Source organism: Gordonia sp. NB41Y, from assembly GCF_030718915.1.
GTDB classification, from domain to species: Bacteria; Actinomycetota; Actinomycetes; order Mycobacteriales; family Mycobacteriaceae; genus Gordonia; species Gordonia desulfuricans.
This window is the reverse complement of record NZ_CP132196.1, coordinates 3,856,968-3,878,350: the sequence shown is the minus strand read 5'-3', so window position 1 is coordinate 3,878,350 and position 21,383 is coordinate 3,856,968. Positions and strand designations below refer to the sequence as shown.

Annotated in this window: 19 protein-coding genes and 1 pseudogene; 10 read left to right on the top strand and 10 right to left on the bottom strand. The window is 66.2% G+C overall.

Translation table 11 applies throughout. From position 1 onward, the window contains the following. The first annotated feature begins 155 nt into the window (after nucleotides 1-155). Both Q9K23_RS16745 and Q9K23_RS16740 read left to right on the top strand, forming a co-directional pair. Nucleotides 156-1,319 (top strand): steroid 3-ketoacyl-CoA thiolase, encoded by a 1,164-nt coding sequence (locus Q9K23_RS16745; protein ID WP_053776181.1) that lies wholly within the window; start codon nucleotides 156-158, stop codon nucleotides 1,317-1,319. 1 nt (nucleotide 1,320) lies between these two features. Then, the gene (locus Q9K23_RS16740) at nucleotides 1,321-1,806 is read left to right on the top strand and encodes a nitroreductase family deazaflavin-dependent oxidoreductase (RefSeq protein WP_053776180.1); all 486 of its coding nucleotides are present in this window, start codon (nucleotides 1,321-1,323) and stop codon (nucleotides 1,804-1,806) included. A 311-nt stretch (nucleotides 1,807-2,117) separates the two neighbouring features. On the opposite strand, the gene Q9K23_RS16735 is transcribed toward Q9K23_RS16740, so the two are convergent. After that, nucleotides 2,118-2,738 (bottom strand): TetR/AcrR family transcriptional regulator, encoded by a 621-nt coding sequence (locus tag Q9K23_RS16735; protein ID WP_053776215.1) that lies wholly within the window; start codon nucleotides 2,736-2,738, stop codon nucleotides 2,118-2,120. Between the two features lie 165 nt (nucleotides 2,739-2,903). Here Q9K23_RS16735 and Q9K23_RS16730 point away from each other — a divergent pair, with 165 nt between their 5' ends. Both Q9K23_RS16730 and Q9K23_RS16725 read left to right on the top strand, forming a co-directional pair. Continuing rightward, nucleotides 2,904-4,163 carry a cytochrome P450 gene (locus Q9K23_RS16730; RefSeq protein ID WP_053776214.1) on the top strand — a complete coding sequence of 420 codons (1,260 nt, stop codon included), beginning with the start codon at nucleotides 2,904-2,906 and terminating at the stop codon, nucleotides 4,161-4,163. 56 nt (nucleotides 4,164-4,219) lie between these two features. After that, nucleotides 4,220-5,380, top strand: a complete 1,161-nt coding sequence (locus tag Q9K23_RS16725; RefSeq protein ID WP_053776213.1) for a DUF5685 family protein — start codon at nucleotides 4,220-4,222, stop codon at nucleotides 5,378-5,380. A gap of 51 nt (nucleotides 5,381-5,431) precedes the next feature. Here the strand turns inward: Q9K23_RS16725 and fadD8 are convergent, their stop codons facing one another. Further along, complete coding sequence (fadD8, locus tag Q9K23_RS16720; RefSeq protein WP_305950208.1) at nucleotides 5,432-7,069, bottom strand: fatty-acid--CoA ligase FadD8; 1,638 nt, start codon at nucleotides 7,067-7,069, stop codon at nucleotides 5,432-5,434. Between the two features lie 150 nt (nucleotides 7,070-7,219). Between fadD8 and Q9K23_RS16715 the strand changes: the two genes are divergently transcribed. Further along, nucleotides 7,220-7,876, top strand: coding sequence for a hypothetical protein (locus tag Q9K23_RS16715; protein ID WP_020792454.1), 657 nt, complete (start codon nucleotides 7,220-7,222; stop codon nucleotides 7,874-7,876). A gap of 22 nt (nucleotides 7,877-7,898) precedes the next feature. Here Q9K23_RS16715 and Q9K23_RS16710 read toward each other — a convergent pair whose 3' ends face one another. From Q9K23_RS16710 to Q9K23_RS16700, 3 genes are read right to left on the bottom strand one after another with little or no spacing between them, the layout of a single operon-like run. Further along, on the bottom strand, nucleotides 7,899-8,270 hold the full coding sequence (locus tag Q9K23_RS16710; RefSeq protein ID WP_020792460.1) for a hypothetical protein: 372 nt from the start codon (nucleotides 8,268-8,270) through the stop codon (nucleotides 7,899-7,901). Nucleotides 8,271-8,327: 57 nt separating this feature from the next. Further along, a complete protein-coding gene (locus tag Q9K23_RS16705) occupies nucleotides 8,328-9,227 on the bottom strand; it encodes an SDR family oxidoreductase (protein ID WP_053776179.1) in 900 nt (299 codons plus the stop codon). A gap of 39 nt (nucleotides 9,228-9,266) precedes the next feature. Further along, complete coding sequence (locus Q9K23_RS16700; RefSeq protein ID WP_053776178.1) at nucleotides 9,267-10,088, bottom strand: SDR family oxidoreductase; 822 nt, start codon at nucleotides 10,086-10,088, stop codon at nucleotides 9,267-9,269. 96 nt (nucleotides 10,089-10,184) lie between these two features. Here Q9K23_RS16700 and Q9K23_RS16695 point away from each other — a divergent pair, with 96 nt between their 5' ends. From Q9K23_RS16695 to Q9K23_RS16680, 4 genes are read left to right on the top strand one after another with little or no spacing between them, the layout of a single operon-like run. Beyond that, nucleotides 10,185-10,973, top strand: coding sequence for an enoyl-CoA hydratase family protein (locus Q9K23_RS16695; protein WP_020792459.1), 789 nt, complete (start codon nucleotides 10,185-10,187; stop codon nucleotides 10,971-10,973). Nucleotide 10,974: 1 nt separating this feature from the next. Then, entirely contained in the window at nucleotides 10,975-11,910 is a 936-nt protein-coding gene (locus tag Q9K23_RS16690; protein WP_020792457.1) for a CoA-transferase, read from the top strand. Further along, nucleotides 11,907-12,671, top strand: coding sequence for a putative 3-oxoadipate CoA-transferase (locus Q9K23_RS16685; RefSeq protein ID WP_020792458.1), 765 nt, complete (start codon nucleotides 11,907-11,909; stop codon nucleotides 12,669-12,671). Before Q9K23_RS16690 ends, Q9K23_RS16685 begins: the two co-directional genes overlap by 4 nt. Continuing rightward, nucleotides 12,668-13,759, top strand: coding sequence for a nitronate monooxygenase (locus tag Q9K23_RS16680; RefSeq protein WP_053776176.1), 1,092 nt, complete (start codon nucleotides 12,668-12,670; stop codon nucleotides 13,757-13,759). Before Q9K23_RS16685 ends, Q9K23_RS16680 begins: the two co-directional genes overlap by 4 nt. Nucleotides 13,760-14,682: 923 nt before the next feature. Here Q9K23_RS16680 and Q9K23_RS16675 read toward each other — a convergent pair. The 3 genes from Q9K23_RS16675 to zapE form a co-directional block, all read right to left on the bottom strand. After that, nucleotides 14,683-15,924 (bottom strand): HNH endonuclease signature motif containing protein, encoded by a 1,242-nt coding sequence (locus Q9K23_RS16675; RefSeq protein WP_261977645.1) that lies wholly within the window; start codon nucleotides 15,922-15,924, stop codon nucleotides 14,683-14,685. 48 nt (nucleotides 15,925-15,972) lie between these two features. Continuing rightward, entirely contained in the window at nucleotides 15,973-17,250 is a 1,278-nt protein-coding gene (locus tag Q9K23_RS16670) for an ISL3 family transposase (protein WP_305950552.1), read from the bottom strand. Nucleotides 17,251-17,511: 261 nt separating this feature from the next. Beyond that, nucleotides 17,512-18,471, bottom strand: coding sequence for a cell division protein ZapE (gene zapE, locus Q9K23_RS16665; RefSeq protein ID WP_053776704.1), 960 nt, complete (start codon nucleotides 18,469-18,471; stop codon nucleotides 17,512-17,514). A 42-nt stretch (nucleotides 18,472-18,513) separates the two neighbouring features. On the opposite strand from zapE, the gene Q9K23_RS16660 reads away from it, so the two are divergent. Next, a complete protein-coding gene (locus Q9K23_RS16660; RefSeq protein WP_053776703.1) occupies nucleotides 18,514-19,143 on the top strand; it encodes a TetR family transcriptional regulator in 630 nt (209 codons plus the stop codon). Between the two features lie 9 nt (nucleotides 19,144-19,152). Here Q9K23_RS16660 and Q9K23_RS16655 read toward each other — a convergent pair. Together Q9K23_RS16655 and Q9K23_RS16650 are read right to left on the bottom strand one after the other, a co-directional pair. Beyond that, nucleotides 19,153-19,365 (bottom strand): annotated as a pseudogene (locus tag Q9K23_RS16655) (excalibur calcium-binding domain-containing protein); the annotation flags it as partial. A 344-nt stretch (nucleotides 19,366-19,709) separates the two neighbouring features. Further along, nucleotides 19,710-21,299 (bottom strand): acyl-CoA synthetase, encoded by a 1,590-nt coding sequence (locus Q9K23_RS16650; protein ID WP_020791502.1) that lies wholly within the window; start codon nucleotides 21,297-21,299, stop codon nucleotides 19,710-19,712. Between the last annotated feature and the right edge of the window lie 84 nt (nucleotides 21,300-21,383).

Genomic DNA, 21,383 nt, shown 5'->3' with positions numbered 1-21,383 from the left:
AGTTCGGGGCATATTTTCCGAGCTGGTCGACCGTCCCAGTGGGCCCCGAATCGAGTTAGAACCTGTTCTCGTTTTTCGGCGTTCGCCCTGGACTGAAACAAGAACTTGTTCTAAATTTGGCAGGAGACACTGAGGACCTCGGAGAGGAAACGGATATGGGCGAACCGGTGATCGTCGAGGCCGTGCGGACACCGATCGGCAAGCGTGCCGGGTGGCTGTCGGGGCTACACGCGGAGGAACTGCTCGGGCTGACCCAGCGCGGACTGCTCGAGCGGGCCGGGATCGACCCGAACCTCGTGGAGCAGGCGATCGGCGGGTGCGTCACCCAGGCCGGTTCACAGGCGGGCAATGTCACCCGCAAGGCCTGGCTGTCGTCGGGGCTGCCCGAACAGACCGGGGCCACCACCATCGACTGCCAGTGCGGATCGGCCCAGCAGGCCAATCACCTGATCGCCGGACTGATCGCCACCGACACCATCGACGTCGGCGTCGCCTGTGGCGTCGAGACGATGAGCACGGTGCCGCTGGGCGCCAACGTCGGCACCACCGCCGGCCCGTACCACGCCGACTCGTGGAACGTGGACCTGCCGAACCAGTTCGAGGCCGCCGAGCGGATCGCGCGCCGCCGCGGCATCACCCGCGACGACATCGAGGAACTCGGCGTGCGCAGCCAGCACCGCGCCCGGCAGGCATGGGACGAGCACCGCTTCGACCGCGAGATCCTCGCGGTCAAGGCCCCCGAACGCACCAAGGAGGGCGAGCTCACCGGCACCGTCCTCGACGTCACCCGCGATCAGGGACTGCGCGAGACCACCCGGGAGTCGCTCGCCGCACTCAAGCCGGTGATCGACGGCGGCATCCACACCGCCGGGACGTCGTCGCAGATCTCCGACGGCGCGGCCGCGGTCCTGCTGATGGACGAGGCCAGGGCCCGCGCCCTCGGACTCACCCCGCGCGCCCGCATCCGCGCGCAGGCACTGGTCGGCGCCGAACCGCAGTTCCACCTCGACGGACCGGTGCAGGCCACCGAGCGGGTCCTCGCCAAGGCGGGGATGGCGCTGTCGGACATCGACCTGGTGGAGATCAACGAGGCGTTCGCATCGGTGGTGCTCAGCTGGGCACAGGTGCACAATGCCGATATGGACAAGGTGAACGTCAACGGCGGCGCCATCGCACTCGGACATCCGGTGGGCAGCACCGGCTCCCGACTGATCACCACCGCACTGCACGAGCTCGAGCGCACCGGCGGACAGACCGCACTGATCACCATGTGTGCCGGCGGCGCGATGGCCACCGGTACCATCATCGAGCGGATCTGAGATGGCCGGGCTCCCCAAAGAGCGTCCGGGGCAGCTCGATTCGCCCGTCGTCCAGAAGCTGATGAAGCTGGGTTCGCGCCTCAACACCGGGATCTACCGCGCCAGTGGCGGGAGGATCGGCAGCACCTGGCGGGTGGGTTCGGCATCCCACAAACCCACCCCGGTGTGCCTGCTGACCACCATCGGCCGCAAGTCGGGTGAACCCCGCACCGCTCCCCTGCTCTACCTACGGCGCGGCGACGACTTCATCGTCGTCGCGTCACAGGGCGGCCTGCCCCACAATCCGGCGTGGTACCTGAATCTGCAGGCCACCCCGGAGGTGGTCATCGAGGTGGGCCGCGAGCGCCACGAACTCCTCGCACGGACCGCCGACGACGCCGAACGCGCCGAACTGTGGCCGAAACTCGTCGAGATGTACGCCGACTTCGAGAACTACGACTCCTGGACCGACCGCACCATCCCGGTGGTGATCTGCTCGCCGCGCTGACGGTCGCGACGGTCGACCCCGCTTCCACCACGGCGTGCCACCCGGACACCACGCACCAATTGCCGGTCGAGCCGGCCCCGCCTTCACCAGGACGTCCCACCCGAACAGCACGCACCAATGCCGGTCGAGCCGACCGGGGGCACGCCTCGACATGCGCCACTCCGTCACCACATTCGACCACGCACCAATTGCCGGTCGAGCCGACGAGGAGCGCAGCGACAAGTCGTGTCGAGACCTCCGCCGGCCGACCTCCGATCGCGACCACCTCGGAGACGAGCTCGGCGGTCGGGACCCGCGCCCGACCATCGGGGTCAGCGACCGACGGCCGTCCGCGCGGGTAGCGCCCGGATCGCGGCACCGAGCCAGGCGTCGAGCAGTTCCCGACGACCGGCCACCGACGACGAGCCGCCCGGATCGAGGATGAACGACTGCAGCGTGCGCAGGATGAACTCGACGACGAGCCCCAGTTCGGGCTCGCCGTAGCCGCGGGCCGCCCAGTCGACGTCCATCCGCTCGACCATCGCGCGTGCGAACACCCGCGCCCCGTCGGACGTGATGCCGCCGATCGCGGGCAGCGTCTGATGCCCGGGGCTCATCAGGATGCCGAGGTACGGGTCGTCGGTGACGGTCTCGAGAACCGCGCAGACACCTGCGATCACCGCGGCGTCGGGCTCGGCGATCCCGGCGAACCGCGCGCTGATCCCGTCCAGGTAGGTCCCGACCGCCTCGGCCGCGGTCGCCGCGAGCAGCGCCTCGGTACTGGGGAAGTAGCGATACACCGTCTGCCGGGTGACGCCGAGGACGCGGGCCACGTCGGACAGTTTGGTCGCTGCGCCGCGCTCGTCGATCACCTCACGTGTGGCGGCGAGAATCCGCGCCACCGCCTCGGCGTCGGTGGCCGGCACACGCCCGGACCAGCCATGTGTGCGCATCAGCGCCGCTCGTCTCGCCTGCCGGCCCAGTTCATGGCTGATCAGCCTACCCGCCGCGGCACGGTCACCGACGAGATCCGGCCCCGCCGATCCGACCATACGCCTCACAAATAGGTGTATGGTGTGGTGATCGCGCACACAGCCGGTGCGCCGTGGGAGGAACAAGTGACGACAACCAAGGTCTGCCCGTTCGGCCCGGGCTTCGATTTCACCGACCCGGACTTGCTGGAACAGGGGATTCCGGTCCGGGAGTTCGCCGAACTACGCCGAACCGCACCCGTGTGGTGGAACGCCCAGGAACCCGGAACGGGTGGCGGATTCCATGACGGCGGGTACTGGGCCATCTCGAAACACGCTCATATCCGCGAGATCTCGAAGAATCATCAACTCTGGTCGACCAACGCCAACGGCGCCATCATCCGCCTGCCGGAGTATGTGACCGCCGATCAGATCGAGTTCACCAAGGCCCTGCTGATCAACCACGATCCGCCGGAGCACACCCGGTTGCGCAAGATCGTCTCGCGAATCTTCACGCCGAAAGCCGTTGGTGCACTGGAGGAGAAGCTCGCCGACACCGCACGGCGCATCGTCTCCGAGGCCGCCGCCAAGGACTCCGGGAACTTCGTCGACGACGTGTCGATCCACCTGCCGTTGCAGGCGATCCTGGATCTGATCGGCGTGCCGGAACCCGATCGGCCGCGTATCCACGAACTCGTCGACGCGATCATCAACACCGACGACCCGGACCAGACGATCGACCCGACCACGGCCAACGCCGAACTACTCGGCTATGCCTACCAGATGGCCGAGGCGCGCCGGAACGATCCCACCGACGACATCGTCACCACGCTGGTCCAGGCCGACATCGACGGCGAGGCGCTCAACGAGATGGAGTTCGGGTTCTTCGTCATCCTGCTGATCACCGCGGGCAACGAGACCACCCGCAACGCCACCAGCCACGGCATGAATGCCTTCCTGGACCGTCCCGATGCCTGGGAGTTGTACCGAAAAGAGCGTCCGCGCACCGCGATCGACGAGATCCTCCGGTGGGCCACCCCGGTCAACGCCTTCCAGCGCACCGCACTCGCCGACACCGAGATCGGCGGCGTGCCGATCGCCGCGGGGCAGCGGGTCGGACTGTTCTACGGGTCCGCCAACTACGACGAGGACGTCTTCGACGACCCGTTCACGTTCGACATCACCCGCGATCCCAACCCGCACCTGGCATTCGGCGGCAACGGGGCGCACTTCTGTATCGGCGCCAATCTCGCCCGGCTGGAACTGAATCTGATCTTCGACGCCATCGCCGATGTCCTCCCCGACATCGAACGCGTCGGAGACATGCGACGTGTCCGTTCCGGTTGGCTCAACGGGGTCAAGGACCTACCGGTCCGCTACTCGGGATGTCCTGTGTCCGCTCAGTGACCGACACCGGGCCGTGTCCGATCGTCGGACACGGCCCGGAATGATTGGATGTCGACATGTTCGGCATCCTGACGCCATGTCAGCACGTCCTCGGTGACGACTTGAGCGCCCAATGGCGCGCCCACCTGTGTGGACTGTGTCTGACACTGCGCGACGGTCACGGCCAGGCCGCCCGGCTCACCACCAGCACCGATGCGGTGATGATCTCGATTCTCACAGCTGCACAGCATGATTCGCCGGCCACACGAACCGCCGGGCCCTGCCCGTTGCGCGGGATGCGCACCGCGACGGTGGTGGACGGCAGCGACCCGGGTGTGCAGCTCGCGGCGACCGCATCCCTGACACTGGCCGCGGCCAAGGCCGACGACGTGGTGGCCGAGCAGCATCTCGCCCTCGCCCCGCCGGCCCGGACACGGTCGACGGTGGCCTCGATCGTCGGCCGGCGTCTGCGACGGCGAGCCGAATCCGGTTCCGGTGCACTCGATGTCGGTTCCGTCCTGGCCGATCTGTCGGTCCAGGCCACCGTCGAACGGAGCGGCCTGGACCGCGGTGTCCCGCTGGCGGAACTGACCGCGCCCACCGCGGCCGCCACCGCCCGGGTGTTCGCCGCCACCGCCGACGCCGCGGGTGCCCCGGCAAATCGTGACGCGCTCACCGAGATCGGTGCACACTTCGGCACCATCGCCCACCTGCTCGACGCGATCGACGACATCGACGCCGATCGCGCCGACGGATCGTTCAATCCGCTCGATGCCACCGGTACGAGTCCCGCTGCGGCAGTCGAGGACTGCCGCCGGATGATGCGGGCGATCCGACGTGCCTACGGTCGCCTCGAGCTGGTCGACGACCGGCTGTTGCGCGCGGTACTTCTCGACGGGCTCACCCAGGCCGTGGACCGTCGCGTGAAGGCTCTCGGACTGTCCCGGACGCACAGCTGCCGGGCCGAATGGGAGCGGCCCACGACACCGGCCTGGCCGCAGGAACGGCCGGACGGCTTCCCCGAGCACTGGCCGTACCCGCCACCGTTCCCACCGGGGCGACCCTTCTGGCAACGGATCGCCCCGTTCGTGGGCAACTCGTGCTCGGGCCGCGCATGCTGCACCGACCACTGGAATCACTGCAGCGACGAGTGGAAACCCGAAGCGTGCGACGGCGACTGCGATTGCGGTGATTGCGGCGACTGCTGTGATTGTTGCGATTGCTGCGACTGCAACTGAGGGTCGGCGGTGCCGGGGACGGGACCGGTCCGGCCCGTCCCCGATCCCGCCTCAGCCGACGCCGCGCTCGGCTGTCTCCCAGAACCGTGCGCGCAGGGCCTTCTTGTCGGGTTTGCCGAGTGCCGTCAGCGGCAGGGCGTCGACGAACAGCACCTGTTTGGGCGACTGCACCGCACCCTTGCGGGTCTTCACCGACTCCTGGATCTCGGCGACGATCGTCGCCTTGGCCGCGTCGTCGGCGGCGGCCTCGGCGCGCAGCACCACCACCGCGGTGACGGCCTCACCCCACTTGTCGTCGGGCACCCCGATCACACCCGCCTGGGCGACCGACGGATGTTCGGCCACAACGTCTTCGACCTCGCGCGGGAACACGTTGAAGCCGCCGGTGACGATCATGTCCTTGGTGCGGTCGACGATGTACCAGAATCCGTCCTCGTCGGCGCGGGCGACGTCGCCGGTACGCAGCCAGCCGTCGCGGAACGCCTCGGCGGTCTGTTCCGGCAGGCCCCAGTAGCCGCCGGCGAGAAGCGGTCCGGCAACACAGATCTCGCCGGGCTCCCCCTGCGCGACAGGTGTGTCGTCGGGGCCGAGCAAGGCCGTGCGCAGGAAGGCCGAGGGACGCCCGCAGCTGCTGAGGCGACGCGGATCCCCGCCGGGCAGCGGGTGATCGTCCTTGCCGAGGTAGCTGATCACCATCGGCGCCTCGGACTGGCCGTAGTACTGGGCGAAGATCGGGCCGAACCGTTCGATCGCCTCGGCCAGTCGGACCGGATTGATCGGTGACGCACCGTAATACACCGTCTGCAGGGATGAGAGGTCGCGAGTGCGCGAGTCCGGGTGGTCGAGCAGCGCGTACAGCATGGACGGCACGAGCATGGTCGCGGAGATCTTCTTCTCCTCGATGACGCGCAGCACCTCGGCGGGATCGAACTTCGCCAGCACGATCATGGTGCCGCCCTTCATCAGGGTCGGCACGAAGAACGCCGCGCCCGCATGCGAGAGCGGGGTGCACATCAGGAATCTGGGGTTCTCCGGCCATTCCCACTCGGCGAGCTGGATCTGGGTCATCGTGGCCATCGCCTGCGCCGTCCCGATGACGCCCTTGGGTTTGCCGGTGGTACCGCCGGTGTAGGTGATGGACACGATGTGGTCGGGTGGCAGCGGCGTCGAGACGAGCGGAATCGGTTCGAATCCGTCGGCCTCGGCGATCACGTCACGCCCCACACCGGCCAGGGCCTCGGGCACCGGTCCCAGGGTCAGCACCTGCTCGAGGCTGCCGACCCGCTCGATCAGGGCCAGCGCCCGTTCGACGAACATCGGCACCGGGTCGATGACCAGGGTGGTGACCCCGGCGTCGGCGAGGACATAGGCATGGTCGTCGAGGGACCCGAGCGGGTGCAGCGCGGTCCGGCGCCAGCCCTGGGTCTGTCCCGCCCCGATGACCAGCAGCACCTCCGGGCGGTTCAGCGCCAGCAGCCCGACCGCCGATCCGGCGCCGGCCCCGAGGGACTCGAAGGCCTGGACGTAGCGGCTCGTCGCGTCGGCCATCTGGCGGCCGGTGAGGACCGTGCCACCGAGCTCGAGGACATTGCGATCGGCGTGGCGGCGCAGCGCGGCGACCATCAGGTCACCGAGGTGGACTCCGCTCCGCAGGGGGTCGTACTCGGACGTCGATGTCTCAACACTCATACGGCCAAGACTAGGACGTGTTCCATTTTTGGGGAAGTGTGTTGCCGACACCACATCATTGACAGGGCAATTTGGATGCCACATGGCCAACCCGAACAACTAGAACACGTTCCATGTCGTACCCGTGAGTAGCTCTCTACCATCGACGACATGACCGATCTTGATCAAACGACCACACGACGCGACATCACCGACGCACTGCTGACCGCCCTCGAACGGCGCCACGAGGTGCTCGACGTCATCGTCGACGCCGACGACCACGACGCCGCCGTCGCGGCGCTGACCACCCTCCTCGACAAGTCGCACCTCGGGGTCGAGGCGATCCTGGGCATGAAGCTCGACCAGCTGACCAAGGACCAGCGGCGCAAGAACCAGGCCGAGCTCGACGATCTCAACACCGAGCTCACCTTCACCCTCGCCGAACGGCCCGCGAGCAGCGGCGACACCATCGACCTGCGGCCCTTCTCCCCGTCCGACGACGCCGACCTGTTCACCGTGCGCACCGAGGAACTCGGCCTGGCCGGCGACGGGTCGGGCGCCCCGGCCTCCGCGGTCAGCGAGGAGATCGCCAAGGGCAGCGACCGCGTCGAGAGCGAAGAGGCCGTTTGGCTGGTGGCCACCGAGGGTGAGGCCAAGGTGGGCATCGTGTTCGGTGAGCTGAAGTCCGGGGAGGTCGACGTCCGCATCTGGATCCACCCGGAACGCCGCAAGCACGGCTACGGCACCGCCGCCCTGCGCAAGTCACGGTCGGAGATGGCCGCGTACTTCCCCGGCGTCCCGATGGTGGTGCGCACCCCCGGCGCCTAGCCGACCACGTGGTCCGACTCGGTCAGAGACGCCGACGAGGAAGGCCGAATCTCGCCACGATGGTGCGGATTCGGCCTTCGTCGTCCACCACGAACGTTTCCGAGACCGGGGCGGTGAGCCCGACGAACTTGGGCCGCACGTGAACCCAGTATCGAGTGGTGACGGTGTGGCCGGCGACCTCGGTGGTGAGGTCACCGATCGCGTGGATGACCCTGAACTGCGGTCCGCGTGCGAGGCTGCGTGCGATGTGGTCGCCGTTGCGGCCGGTCTTGATCCCGAATTCCACACGCGTACAGGCGGGATGCAGCGACACCGACGAGGGGTCGTGGGTCACCAGTGCATCGATGTAGGCCTTGGCCGCCGCACTGCGCCGGTCATCGACGGAATCGCTCATCCACCACTCTTCTTCATCTGCGGTCCCGGGTCCACGGTCCCGGAGCACACGAGATGCTCAGCGGGCCCCGTACACCGGCATCGGGACCGGCGCCTTGGCGAGGATCTCCTCGATCACCGGGCCGAGTTCGGCCGGTTCCCAGCGAGATCCCTTGTCGCGTTCGACACTACGCTGCCAGCCGTCGCTCACCGAGACCTTTCCGCCCTCGACCTCGAACACCCGGCCGGTGACGCCGGCGGCCTCCGGCGAGGCCAGCCACACCACCAGCGGCGATACGTTGGCCGGGTCCATCGCGTCGAAGGAACCGTCGGCGGGGGCGGCCATCTGCGCCGCCATCGCCTCCCCGGCACCCATGGTCATCTGGGTACGGGCGGCGGGCGCGATGGCATTGGCGGTGACGCCGTAGCCGCCCATCTCGGCGGCGGCCTGCACGGTCAGCTCCGCGATCCCGGCCTTGGCCGCCGCGTAATTACCCTGTCCGACAGAGCCGTACAGTCCGGCGCCGGATGACGTGTTGATCACGCGCGCCTGACGCGGGGCACCCACCTTGGCCTGCGCGCGCCAGTACTCGGCGGCATGCCGCAGCATCACGAAGTGCCCCTTCAGGTGCACCCGCACCACCGCATCCCACTCGTCCTCCGACATCGACACCAGCATGCGGTCGCGCACGAATCCGGCGTTGTTGACCAGGATGTCGAGGGCACCGAACTGCTCGACCGCGGTGGCCACGATCGAGGCGGCGGTGTCCCAGTCGGCGACGTCGCCGGGTGCGGCCACGGCTTGCCCTCCGGCCGAACGGATCTCGCCGGCCACGCCGTTCGCGGCGTCGGCGACGTAGTCGTTGACCACGACCCGGGCGCCGTCGGCGGCGAAGGCCAGTGCATGCGCCCGGCCGATTCCCTGACCGGCTCCGGTCACGATCACCACGCGGTCGGTGTTCAAGGCACTCTCACCCACAGTTGTTCTCCCTTTCAGATGGTCCGGAGTGATCCGGTGTCAGGCGTCGTTTCCGGCATTGGCCGCGCTGAGGAACGCGGGCTTCTCACCGCCGCCGTGAACGGTGAGGGTGCTGCCGGTGATGTAGGCGGCCAGTGGCGACAGGAAGAACGCCACGGCGGCACCGATGTCGGCCGGTCGGGCCATTCGGCCCATCGGGATGGTGGCGTCGACCGCCGCGATACCCGCGGCGTCACCGTAATGCAGGTGTGCCAGTTCGGTTTCCACCGGCCCGGCCACCACACTGTTGACCCGCACGCGCGGCGCCCACTCCACGGCGAGGGTGCCGGTGAGGTTGTCTAGGCCGGCCTTGGCCGCACCGTAGGCGCCGGTCCCGGGCGACGGTCGGTGACCGCTCACGCTGGACACGTTGACGATCGCACCGCCCCCGCCCTGGTGCACCATCACCGCATGGGCGGCCCGTGCGACGAGCAGCGGTGCGAGCAGATTGAGTTCGACGATCTTGCTCGCGAAACGGGGCGAGGCCTCGGCGGCCAGGGCGAACGGTGAACCGCCGGCATTGTTGACCACGCCGTCGAGACGACCGTGGTCGGCGACGATCGACCCCATCATCGCGGTGACCGCCTCCTCGTCGCGGACATCGCAGGCGATGAACCGCGCGCGGGACACCGTCGACAGTGCGTCACCTGCATGACGGGCGCAGGCGATCGGCACCGCACCGAATTCGGAGAGCACGCGCATGATCCCGAGACCCACGCCGCGTGCCCCGCCGGTCACGAGGACGATCTTTCCCTCGAGTCCCAGGTCCGGTCCGCGATGGTCGGGATCCGCATTCGCGGGTACCTGTGCCGATGTCTTCATGGGTGCTACCCTACCAAAGAACCAAGCAATTGCTTGGTTGGTTTCCCGGACGTTTCCGTACCCGACGTTCGGCGAGTACAGCCGAGAGGAGCACGCGTGCCGATCACCACCTCACGCACCGACACGGGGGTTGTCACGGTCACCGTCGACTTCCCGCCGGTGAACGCCCTGCCGTCGGCGGCCTGGTTCGAACTGGCCGAGGTGATCACCTCGGCCGGTGACGACCCCACCACCCACGCGGTGGTGTTGCGCGCCGAGGGCCGCGGATTCAATGCGGGCGTCGACATCAAGGAAATGCAGGCCACCGAGGGTTTCGACGCCCTGATCGCCGCGAACCACGGCTGTGCGGCCGCGTTCAGTGCGGTCTATGACTGTGCGGTCCCGGTGATCGTCGCGGTCAACGGGTTCTGCGTCGGCGGCGGTATCGGTCTGGTCGGCAATGCCGACGTGATCGTGGCGACCGAGGGTGCGGTGTTCGGCCTGCCCGAGGTCGATCGTGGAGCACTCGGTGCCGCGACGCATCTCGCACGTCTGGTGCCGCAGCACATGATGCGCACCCTTTACTACACCGCGCAGAACGTCACCGCCGAGCAACTGCTGCACTTCGGTTCGGTCTACCGGGTGGTGCCGGCCGGCGAGCTCGACGCCGCGGCCACCGAGGTCGCCGAGACGATCGCAGCCAAGGACACCCGGGTGATCCGGGCGGCGAAGTCGGCGATCAACCACATCGATCCGGTGGACGTGAAGGCCAGCTACCGCCTCGAACAGGGCTACACGTTCGAGCTCAACCTCAGCGGCGTCGCCGACGAGCACCGGGACGAGTTCGTCGCGACCGGCCGCGCACTGACCAACAGCAAGGCACTCAAGACAGGGGGACGTGGCTGACATGGGCGCCACACCGACCGACAAGACCAGCACCCTCGACGAGGTCATCGGCGAGCTGCGGGACGGCATGACCATCGGCATCGGCGGCTGGGGATCACGGCGCAAGCCGATGGCCCTGGTCCGCGCACTGGCCCGCTCCGAGGTGACCGACCTGACCGTGGTGACCTACGGCGGACCCGACCTCGGATTGCTCTGCGCGGCAGGCAAGGTCCGCCGCGCCTACTACGGCTTCGTCTCACTCGACTCCGCTCCCTTCTACGATCCGTGGTTCGCCACCGCACGCACCTCCGGCGCGATCGAGGCCCGTGAGATGGACGAGGGGATGATCAAGGCCGGCCTGCAGGCCGCCGCCGCACGTCTGCCGTTCCAGCCGATCCGCGCCGGACTGGGCTCCGACGTCCTGACGTTCTGGGAGGGTGAGCTCAAGACCGTCACCTCCCCCTACCCGGACGCCGACGGCCGCACCCAGACGCTGATCGCGATGCCGGCGCTGAAGCTCGACGCGGCATTCGTCCATCTCGATCTCGCCGACAACCGCGGCAATGCCGCCTACACCGGTGTCGACCCGTACTTCGACGATCTCTACTGCGCCGCCGCCGATCGCCGCTACCTCGAGACCGATCAGTTGGTCTCCACCGAGGTCCTGGTGAAATCGGTACCCACACAGCGCCTTCTGCTCAATCGGATGAACGTCGACCGCGTGGTGCACACACCGAACGGTGCGCATTTCACCTTCGCAGGTACTGCGACCGAAACCGGGCCGAACCCCACTGCGGACTACGCCCGGGACGAGGCGTTCCAGCGGTTCTATGTGGAGTCGGCGAAGGACCCGCAGACGTGGCAGGCGTTCTCGCAACGGTTCCTCGAGGTGGACGAACCGACATATCAGCGCGAGGTCGCCGCATGGCGTGCCGAGCAGGAGGAGGCAGCGAAGTGACCACCACCGAAGCCCCCGCGGATGTCACCCGCGCCGAGATCTGTGTTGTCGCATGCGCCGAGATATTCCGTGGCGCAGGCGAGATCATGGCCTCGCCGATGGCACCGGTCCCCCTTCTGGGTGCGCGGCTGGCGCGCCTGACCTTCGAGCAGGACCTGCTGATCACCGACGGTGAGGCGCTGATCCTGGCCGACACCCCGGCGATCGGCAAGACCGGTCCGATCGAGGGCTGGATGCCGTTCTCCAAGGTGTTCGACGTCGTCGCGTCGGGTCGTCGCCATGTGGTGATGGGCGCCAATCAGATCGATCGCCACGGCAACCAGAACCTGTCGGCATTCGGTCCGCTGCAGCAGCCGACCCGCCAGATGTTCGGTGTGCGTGGCGCGCCCGGTAACACGATCAACCATCCGACCAGCTATTGGGTGGGACGGCATTCGTCCCGAGTGTTCTGTGACACCGTCGACATCGTGTCCGGAATCGGTTACGACAAGGTCGATCCCGACAATCCGGCATTCGACGATCTCGACATCCACCGGGTCATCACCAATCTCGGCGTCTTCGACTTCGGCGGTCCCGACCACACCATGCGGGCAGTGTCGTTGCATCCGGGGGTCGGTGCCGACGAGGTCGCCGAGAACACGTCCTTCGAGGTGGCCGGTCTCGCCGACGCGCCGGTCAGCCGCATCCCGTCGGAGTCCGAACTGGCGCTGATCCGGGATGTGCTCGATCCCAAGGGTGTTCGGAATCGAGAAGTGAAATGACCGCACAGGGACGGGCTGCGGCCCTGTCGACCCGGTTCACCGATCTGGTCGGCATCGAGTATCCGGTGGTGCAGACCGGCATGGGTTGGGTGTCGGGGCCGTCGCTGACCTCGGCCACCTCCAATGCGGGCGGTCTGGGCATCCTGGCCTCGGCGACGATGACCTATGGCGAACTCGAGGCCGCGATCGCCAAGACCAAGTCGTTGACCGACAAGCCCTTCGGCGTCAACATCCGCGCCGATGCCACCGATGCACCCCAACGGATCGACCTGTTGATCCGCGAGGGTGTCAAGGTGGCGTCGTTCGCCTTGGCCCCCAAGAAGGAGCTGATCGCCAAGCTCAAAGACCATGGTGTGGTGGTGGTTCCGTCGATCGGTGCGGCCAAGCATGCGGTCAAGGTGGCATCGTGGGGTGCCGACGCGGTGATCGTGCAGGGCGGTGAGGGCGGCGGTCATACCGGTCCGGTCGCCACCACCCTGCTGTTGCCGTCGGTGCTCGACGCGCTGGCCGCCGCGGGTTCGGATATGCCCGTGGTGGCGGCGGGTGGATTCTTCGACGGTCGGGGCCTTGCCGCTGCGCTGGCCTATGGCGCAGAAGGCGTCGCGATGGGGACCCGATTCCTGTTGACGTCGGACTCGGCGGTGCCGGATGCGGTCAAGCAGGAGTACCTTGCGCGCAGTCTGAACGACACCGTCGTGTCGGTGAAGGTCGACGGCATGCCGCACCGCGTGCTCAAGACCCCGCTGGTGGAGGCCCTCGAGAGCGGTAGCCCCGCCAAAGCCCTGGTGGCCGCGGCCCGCAATGCCAACGAGTTCAAGCAGTTGACCGGCATGAAGTGGACGACGATGCTGCGAGACGGGCGTGCCATGCGCAAGTCCGGGGAACGCACCTGGCAGCAGATCATCATGGCCGGCAACACCCCGATGCTGTTGCGCGCCGGACTCGTCGAAGGTGACACCCGTGCCGGGGTGCTTGCATCAGGGCAGGTGGTCGGCATGATCGACGACCTGCCGAGTTGCGACGAGCTGATCCAGTCGATCATGACCCGGACACATGAACGACTGAAGACACTCGGTTCACTCGGCTGAGTGCCCACGACACGGAACACCGTCTGCCGGTTGAACGTCACCGAGTCGTGTCGAAACCTCCGTCGGCCGAGTTGCTGACGTGACCGCTTTCGAGGTGGTCACCACCCGACGTACGCTGCGGAGATTTCGACACGTGTCCTCGCGATGCTCGGTCCCGGCTCAATCAGCAAATCCCCGTTGATGGTTGGGCCGACGAGGAGCGAAGCGACGAGACGTGTCGAAACCTCAGACAGCCGATGTCGCCAACCCAAACACCCCGGACTAAGTTCAATCAGCAACTCGTCGTTGATGGTTGAGCCGACGAGGAGCGAAGCGACGAGGCGTGTCGAAACCTCCGCCGGCCGAGCTACTGACGCGCCCACCTCCGAGGCGCTCATCACCCGACGTACGCTGCAGAGATTTCGACACGTGTCCTCGCTCCGCTCGGTCCCGGCTCAATCACCAACAGGGTATTCTCGCTCAATCAGCAACTCGCCGTGGATGGTTGAGCCGACGAGGAGCGAAGCGACAAGTCGTGTCGAAACCTCAGACAGCCGACGTCGCCAACGCGCCCACCTCCGAGGCGCTCACCACCCGACGTACGCTGCAGAGATTTCGACACGGGTCCTCGCTCCGCTCGGTCCCGGCTCAATCACCAACAGGGTATTCTCGCTCAATCAGCAACTCGCCGTGGATGGTTGAGCCGACGAGGAGCGAAGCGACAAGTCGTGTCGAAACCTCAGACAGCCGACGTCGCCAACGCGCCCACCTCCGAGGTGGTCACCACCCAACGCACGCTACGGAGATTTCGACACGGGTCCTCGCTCCGCTCGGTCCCGGCTCAATCATCGTAGAAGGCCCGGCTCAATCATCCACTGGCGGCGGAGGTTCCGACACACCACTATCTCTATGAAGTTCTCAAAGAACACAAGCTCAATCACAACTCAGGCAGCATTCGGCAACTCATCAGCAAACCGCCTGTTATACGCCGGAATCGGCCGACGACGCCGATCCACCACCTCAGGCGGAATCAACCACGGATGAGCATCCGGCCCCATATACACATCCCACCCGTTGTGATGCACGTCGGCATGACACGACGAACACAACAAGCACCCATTGGCAAGGTCGGTGGCACCACCCTCCGACCAATGCTCGATGTGATGAGCCTGAGTCCGAGATGCCGGGGCACCACACTTGATACAACACCGATCCCGCTCGAACAACGCCCGCCGCTGCGAAGCGGTGAACAACCGTTTCGACCGCCCCATATCCAGCGGCACCCGCTCACCGTCGACGATCGTCATCACCACCACACCGTCACAGCTCGTTTCCAACAAGGTGCTGTGGGTGATCGACCCACCAAACGCCAACGCCGCCTTGTCGGGTGTATCCGCAGGGACCGACAGGGTGATCAACGCCGACGGTAAAGCGGTCACCGACCGATCCCCCGCACCAGCCGCCATATCCAACACCAACTCCAGGGCGTCAGCCCGACGTCGAGGCGCTTCACGCGGATCCTTCGAACCATCCGGCTGCGGGACCGGCGCCGACAGCTTCTCGATCGCCGTCGCCAACTTCTCCCCGACAACAACATCCAGACTCCCCGAGACAGCGACCCGCCCATCATCGGTCCGCCCGATATCCAGGGCATTCAGATTGCGGTCCTCTTTCGCCGGGCGTCCACCCTCGGTATCCGACGAGTGATGGTCCCCCAACTGGTGTGCCCGTGCCATCACCTCAGCAGGCTTCGCACCGGACAACACCTGCGCCAACAAGTCGCCTTCGAACTCGGCCCAGGTCTCTGCATCCGGAGCCTCCCCGGCACGCAAGCCGATCTGGTTCAACCCGCGCACGATCGCATCCACATGTTCACCCGAGATCGCCCCGTCAGCAGCATGTTTCGACGTCCGTTCCACCACCGCCGAGGTACCGATCCGCTGCATCCGCGCAGCCACCGACGGTGCGTACCCCATCTCGATCAACAACGCGATCGGTTTGTGCCCGTGCCGTTGCGCAACCCCCAGCCGATCAAGATGCCCGGCTCCGGCCGCGGTCAACGCGTCGACGACATTCCTGATGGTGACCAGTGTCTGCATGTCCGTGAACACGACCGGCCCGGTCGGATCGTCGTCGAAACGACAATCGATGAGTGCGTCGAGAATGGTCTCCAGCTCCCCCTGCATGCGTTCCACTATAGCGAACATATAGGGCTCTATTGATCTTTCTGTGGGTCAATTACGCTGCGGGAGAGTAGGACACGCACCTCCCCGCGTGAGTGTCGACATCGCGATAAGGGCTTCGGGTGTATGAAATCCGTATGCGCGTTTCGTGATTGCACGAAGGTGCGTGTTGGTGGCTTCCACCCGCGCGTTCGACACGTCACTCACGATCGAGTTGTCAATCTGAGTCTTCTGCGCCTCGACGCTGGTGGCGAGTCCGCGCATCTCGATGATCCCGCTCTCTCGAGCACAGATGATCCACCGCCCGATCGCCCGCCAGGGGTCGTTGTGCTTGCCGTGGAATACATACCGCAGTTGCTCTTTGAGTTGATAGGCGCGGGCCAACTCATCGTTTGCCCGAGAAACGACTTTGTGCTGCAGATGCAACTGGGTATCGGTCAGGTTCTCTGGATTCTTCAGCATCGCCCACCGCAGATTCCGTCGCTCAACTTTACTCAGGCCCGTGATCCGATGCATGACTCGTTGCCGGGTTCGGTCCAAAGCTTTTGTCGCCCACTGGACCACATGAAACGGGTCCATGCACCAGATAGCGTCTGGGGCGCGCTCGGCGACGACCACCGCTATGTATTTGGCGGCGTCAGCGCTGACATGGGTCAACTGCGCGGTGCGTTGCTCCCCGAGCTCATCGAAGAAGGTGTGCAGGGTCTCCTTCCTGGCCCCCTCTCGCGCCCATACCAGCCGGCCGGAGTCATGATCGACGATCACGGTCAGGTATCGGTGACCTTTGCGGTAGGCGATCTCATCAATACCGATGCGCCGCAGGTTATCCAGGCGGTCGATAGTTCCGACGTAGTCAGTGACGACGCGTTCGACGCTCCGGGTCACAGTCCGCCATGACACGCGGAGATACTCGCACACCGCCGTTGCCGGACAATGCGCGGTCAACCACGCGGCAGTGTCGTCGAACGCCCTGGTCACCTTGGCCCCAGGCCTGGCCCAGGGCACTTCTTCGGTGAGCACACCGTGTTCAGGACACCGTACTCGTCGTACCGAGGCTTGCAGATAGCAGCGCCAGCCACCGAGGTCGAGATGGCGCCAACGTCGTGGCTGATTGCTCTGATCGTATCCAGGACAACGCTTATGACATCGAGGACATCGAGATCGCGTCTGGGCGTGGGCCCGGACCGTCACCACTACTCCCGACGTGCCGACATTGTCGACAAACTCCACATCGAGCACCGTCAGGTGCTCGACTCCCAGTAGCTTCTGCAGTACAGTGGTCGTGCGCAACGCCTTGCTCCTTCTGTTTAGTCTTCGCAAACCAAACATTATGGGAGACAGGGCGTTGCGTGCTTTAGGCGCACCGTTGGGTACCCACAGAATCGTCAGTAGTGCCACATATAGGCGACTCACCGATGAATTGGCAAGCCGAACAGTATTTGTGGATAAGTTGTGAAAGCTGTTCACCCTGGGGGTTCTGGTTCACCCGTGGGGTGCCCCCGGGTACGTCCGTCCGTCGGTCGGACTCGCGACCGCGAGGGCAGCGACGTACGAGAATCCCGACGCAGGAAAGCAATCAGAATCCGCCGGTCAGCTTCGCAGTGCCGAGAGCCGGCTCAGGAGACGCGCTCGGCCGGCCATGTCGGCACCGACCTCGAACATGTCTCGGGGTACCGGGCTCTCGATCGTCGTCGGCACGTCATGGTCGTAGAGCACATCGATGAGGTACACGAATCGTCGGGCAGGTTCGGGCCCCGCCGCGGCAAGTGAACGGACACCGCTGATCGTCCAGGTGGCATGGCGGCGCGCCAATGCCAGGTAGTCCGACGCCCCCAGCGGACGTCCACATATCTCGTCGAATCCGACACCGAGATGCCCTGACCCGCTCTCCCACACCCGAATCCGCCGGCCATCGATCTCCACCGCACACGCCGCCGGACGTTCACGTTCGATGACGACCCACCGACCCGAGGAGAACCCGGCATCGTGGCTGGCGCCATCTCGATAGTCGACTCCGCCATCGAGTTCGACCACACGGCAATGGTTCTCGAGCAGCTCGATCGTCGGCAAGAAGGTCGGGTGAAGGAGCGGCGACGGCATCTGCCCTTTCGGCGGAACATTCGACGTGATGACGAAGCGGATGTTTCGCCGGATCATCCGATCGATCAGCGCATGCAAGAAGATGCCGTCGGCCCGGTCGTCCACCAGGAGTTCGTCGAAGCACACCATGCTTCGTCCGACGAGTAGATGATCAAGCGCGGCGGCGAGGCCACCTCGATCCCGGATGAGCAGGTGCAGATCACGAACGAACTCGTGCCAATGCAGCCGAAGCACCGACCGCGGCGGCTGCAGCCCCACCAGAGCATCCAGCAACCACGTCTTACCACGACCCGCCGCCCCGGTCAGGTACACATTCGACAGCCCCACAAGCGAATCCACGACCCGCCATTGCGAGTCGTCGAGCGTCAACCCGTCCCGATCCGCCGCCGCCACGAAGCCCTCAGCGGACAGTGGTCGCGGCGTCGCCTGCGATCTGAGTGACCAGCGCATAGCGTGACTCTATCATCGTAGAGCTCGGCTATCCTGTGAACTGTGCCTCGCCCCGACCGCCGACAGCTCATCACCGACGCCGCCCTCGAACTGGCAGCCGCCGGAGGAACTCATGCGATCACCCACCTGGCAGTGGACCGTCACCTCGATCTACCGAAGGGGTCGACGTCGTACTACTTTCGGACGCGGGAAGATCTCATCGCAGCGACCGCGGATCGGCTTCTGATCCGATCTCGCGCAGCATTCGAACGCGATCTCGCCATCGGTGACGCCTCACCCGACCGGGTGATCCGGGACTACATGACGACGCTGCTCACCGAACGACGAACCGATGCACTCGCCCGCCAGGCGCTGCTACTCGATGCAGCGCTGCCCACGGAGACCGGCGACATCCTCGCACGATGTCTCTTCTCGACCGATGCCGCAATCGCGCTCATGACCGGACGCGGCAGCACCGACCCCCGAGCCGATGCCGATCGCTTGATCACCCTGCTCGAGGGTGCGGTCTTCGCGGTCACCCACGGACTGCATCGGAAGTCCGACGCCGATCACATCGCCGAGTTCATCGGCAATCTCATCGCCCCGTTGTTCGCGGAACCGAGAACTCTTGCTACCGGCGAGATCACACCGGCGGGCGATGTCTCCGTCCTCCGGCAGCAGAGTTCGCCATAGCGGGGCTCGCTAGGGGAAGAGCTCGACCGACCCCCAGCTCCACGGACTCGGTGTCGACTTGGGTGCCTTCTTCTTGGGCTGAGCACGTGGTCGCGGTGTGGGCTTCGGTGTCGGCTGCACGCGCGGCGTCGGCGACGAGCGCGCACCGCCACCCTCACAGGCGATCCCGTCACCGTCACGGTCGAGGGCCGGTCGGTACCCGTCCTGCCCTCGGTACAGCGGTGCGGCGCCGGCATCGCAGCTGAATCATCGACTTGCCGTTGATGGTTGAGCCGACGAGGAGCGAAGTGCGGATTCAAGGGGTCAGCCAAGCGACGAGAGTGTCGAAACCTCAGACAGCCGACGTCGCCAACGCGACCATCCCGCCAGGCGGTCACCACCCAACGCACGCTGCGGAGATTTCGACACGGGTCCTCGCGATGCTCGGTCCCGGCTCAATCACCAACGGGCCATATACGAGGCGCGCCGAAACCACCTCCGACCGAACTCGCCAGCGCAACCAGCACAGGTCCCTACACACACCATGCCCGATTCCGAGGAACGGGAGTCGACGCCGCAGTGTGTCCTTACCCGGCGATGCCCTTGTGCTCGACGCGCAACTCCTTCTTGAGGATCTTGCCGCTCGGATTCTTCGGCAGCGCGTCGACGAAGACGACGTACTTGGGTCGCTTGTAACCGGCCAGCACGGAGGCCAGGTGATCGGCGACGGATTCCTCGGTGAGCTCTGCACCGGCCTTGGGGACGATCACCGCGGTCACGGCCTCGATCCACTTCGGGTGCGGCACACCGAAGACCGCGACCTCGGCGACACCGTCGAGCAGGTAGATCGCTTCCTCCACCTCGCGTGAGGCGACATTCTCACCGCCGGTCTTGATCATGTCCTTCTTGCGGTCGACCACCGACAGGTAGCCGTCCTCGTCTATGATCCCGAGGTCGCCGGAGTGGAACCAGCCGTTACGGAACGCCGCAGCGGTCTTCTCCTCGTCGTTGTAATAGCCCAGTGCCGCATGCGGACTCCGGTGCACGATCTCGCCGACCTCGCCGACCGGCACCGGGTTGTCGTCGTCGTCGACGACGATGGTCTCCACATTGAGCGCGGCGCGACCGGCTGAACCGGCCCGCTCGATCTGGTCCTGCGGCTGCAGAATCGTTGCGATCGGGCTCATCTCGGTCTGGCCGTAGAAGTTCCACAGCTGCACGTCGGGCAGGCGACTGGCGAGCTCACGCAGCACCTCGACCGGCATCGGCGATGCACCGTAATAGCCCTTGCGCAGCGACGAGAGGTCGCGGGTGTCGAAGTCGGGGTGACGCAGCAACGAGATCCACACGGTCGGCGGGCAGAACAGCTTGGTGACACCCTGCGATTCGATGGTCGCGAGGATCGTCGCCGGATCGGGTGCGGGCAGGATGATGCTGGTGGCACCGAGGTAGATGTCGGTGGAGAAGAAGCAGTCGAGCTGGGCGCAGTGGTACATCGGCAACGAGTGGATCTCGACGTCGGTGGTCTCCATACCGCCGTCGATGATGCACGACATGTACTGCGTGATCAGCGACTTACTCGACAGCAGAACACCTTTCGGCCGGGATTCGGTACCGGAGGTGTACATCATGCGCACCGGCTCGTCGTCACCGACGACGATGCCGGGGTCGCTCGCGTCGCCGGCGGTCATCCACGCGGTGACGTCCTCCCACCCCTCCGGTGCCGCCGTCCCCGACAATGCGATCCAGCCGCGGATGTCGACGACGACCGCAGCGCGCTCGATGGCATCGGAGATCGTCTGTCCGAGTGCGTCTTCGGTGATCACACCGCGCGCACCGCTGTGGGCGAGGATGAAGGCGATCTCGTCGGCGCCGAGTCCGAAGTTCACCGGGACGAGGATGACGCCGATGCGTGCCGCGGCGAAGTTGAGGACACCGAACTGCCAGCAGTTGTGGCTGATCAGGGCGAGGCGGTCACCGCGCTGCAGGCCGCGGGCGGCGAGTGCGTTGGCCGCACGGTTCACCGCGGCGTCGAACTCGGCGAAGGTCAGGGTCACGTCGCCGTTGATCACGGCCGTCTTGTCGGGGTAGCGCTGCGCCGTACGGTGCAGGAGCGCCCCGATCGAGTGCTCGCGTGCCGTGGCGATAGCCGACTGCGTCGTCTCGCTGTATCCCATGACCAACCCTTCGTCCGTTGCGCGGTGTAGCTTCCATCACAACTTACTAGGGATACCAAGTATTGGGAACCGAGCCCGGGCGCA

What these genes read in the sequence shown, in the direction of transcription:
- Q9K23_RS16675 (WP_261977645.1), bottom strand. Translation starts at nt 15,924, where the DNA reads ATGCAGGGGGAGCTGGAGACCATTCTCGACGCACTCATCGATTGTCGT.
- fadD8 (WP_305950208.1), bottom strand. Translation starts at nt 7,069, where the DNA reads ATGAGTGTTGAGACATCGACGTCCGAGTACGACCCCCTGCGGAGCGGA.
- zapE (WP_053776704.1), bottom strand. Translation starts at nt 18,471, where the DNA reads ATGCGCTGGTCACTCAGATCGCAGGCGACGCCGCGACCACTGTCCGCT.
- Q9K23_RS16710 (WP_020792460.1), bottom strand. Translation starts at nt 8,270, where the DNA reads ATGAGCGATTCCGTCGATGACCGGCGCAGTGCGGCGGCCAAGGCCTAC.
- Q9K23_RS16650 (WP_020791502.1), bottom strand. Translation starts at nt 21,299, where the DNA reads ATGGGATACAGCGAGACGACGCAGTCGGCTATCGCCACGGCACGCGAG.
- Q9K23_RS16690 (WP_020792457.1), top strand. Translation starts at nt 10,975, where the DNA reads ATGGGCGCCACACCGACCGACAAGACCAGCACCCTCGACGAGGTCATC.
- Q9K23_RS16670 (WP_305950552.1), bottom strand. Translation starts at nt 17,250, where the DNA reads ATGTTTGGTTTGCGAAGACTAAACAGAAGGAGCAAGGCGTTGCGCACG.
- Q9K23_RS16725 (WP_053776213.1), top strand. Translation starts at nt 4,220, where the DNA reads ATGTTCGGCATCCTGACGCCATGTCAGCACGTCCTCGGTGACGACTTG.
- Q9K23_RS16700 (WP_053776178.1), bottom strand. Translation starts at nt 10,088, where the DNA reads ATGAAGACATCGGCACAGGTACCCGCGAATGCGGATCCCGACCATCGC.
- Q9K23_RS16745 (WP_053776181.1), top strand. Translation starts at nt 156, where the DNA reads ATGGGCGAACCGGTGATCGTCGAGGCCGTGCGGACACCGATCGGCAAG.
- Q9K23_RS16740 (WP_053776180.1), top strand. Translation starts at nt 1,321, where the DNA reads ATGGCCGGGCTCCCCAAAGAGCGTCCGGGGCAGCTCGATTCGCCCGTC.
- Q9K23_RS16715 (WP_020792454.1), top strand. Translation starts at nt 7,220, where the DNA reads ATGACCGATCTTGATCAAACGACCACACGACGCGACATCACCGACGCA.
- Q9K23_RS16680 (WP_053776176.1), top strand. Translation starts at nt 12,668, where the DNA reads ATGACCGCACAGGGACGGGCTGCGGCCCTGTCGACCCGGTTCACCGAT.
- Q9K23_RS16735 (WP_053776215.1), bottom strand. Translation starts at nt 2,738, where the DNA reads ATGCGCACACATGGCTGGTCCGGGCGTGTGCCGGCCACCGACGCCGAG.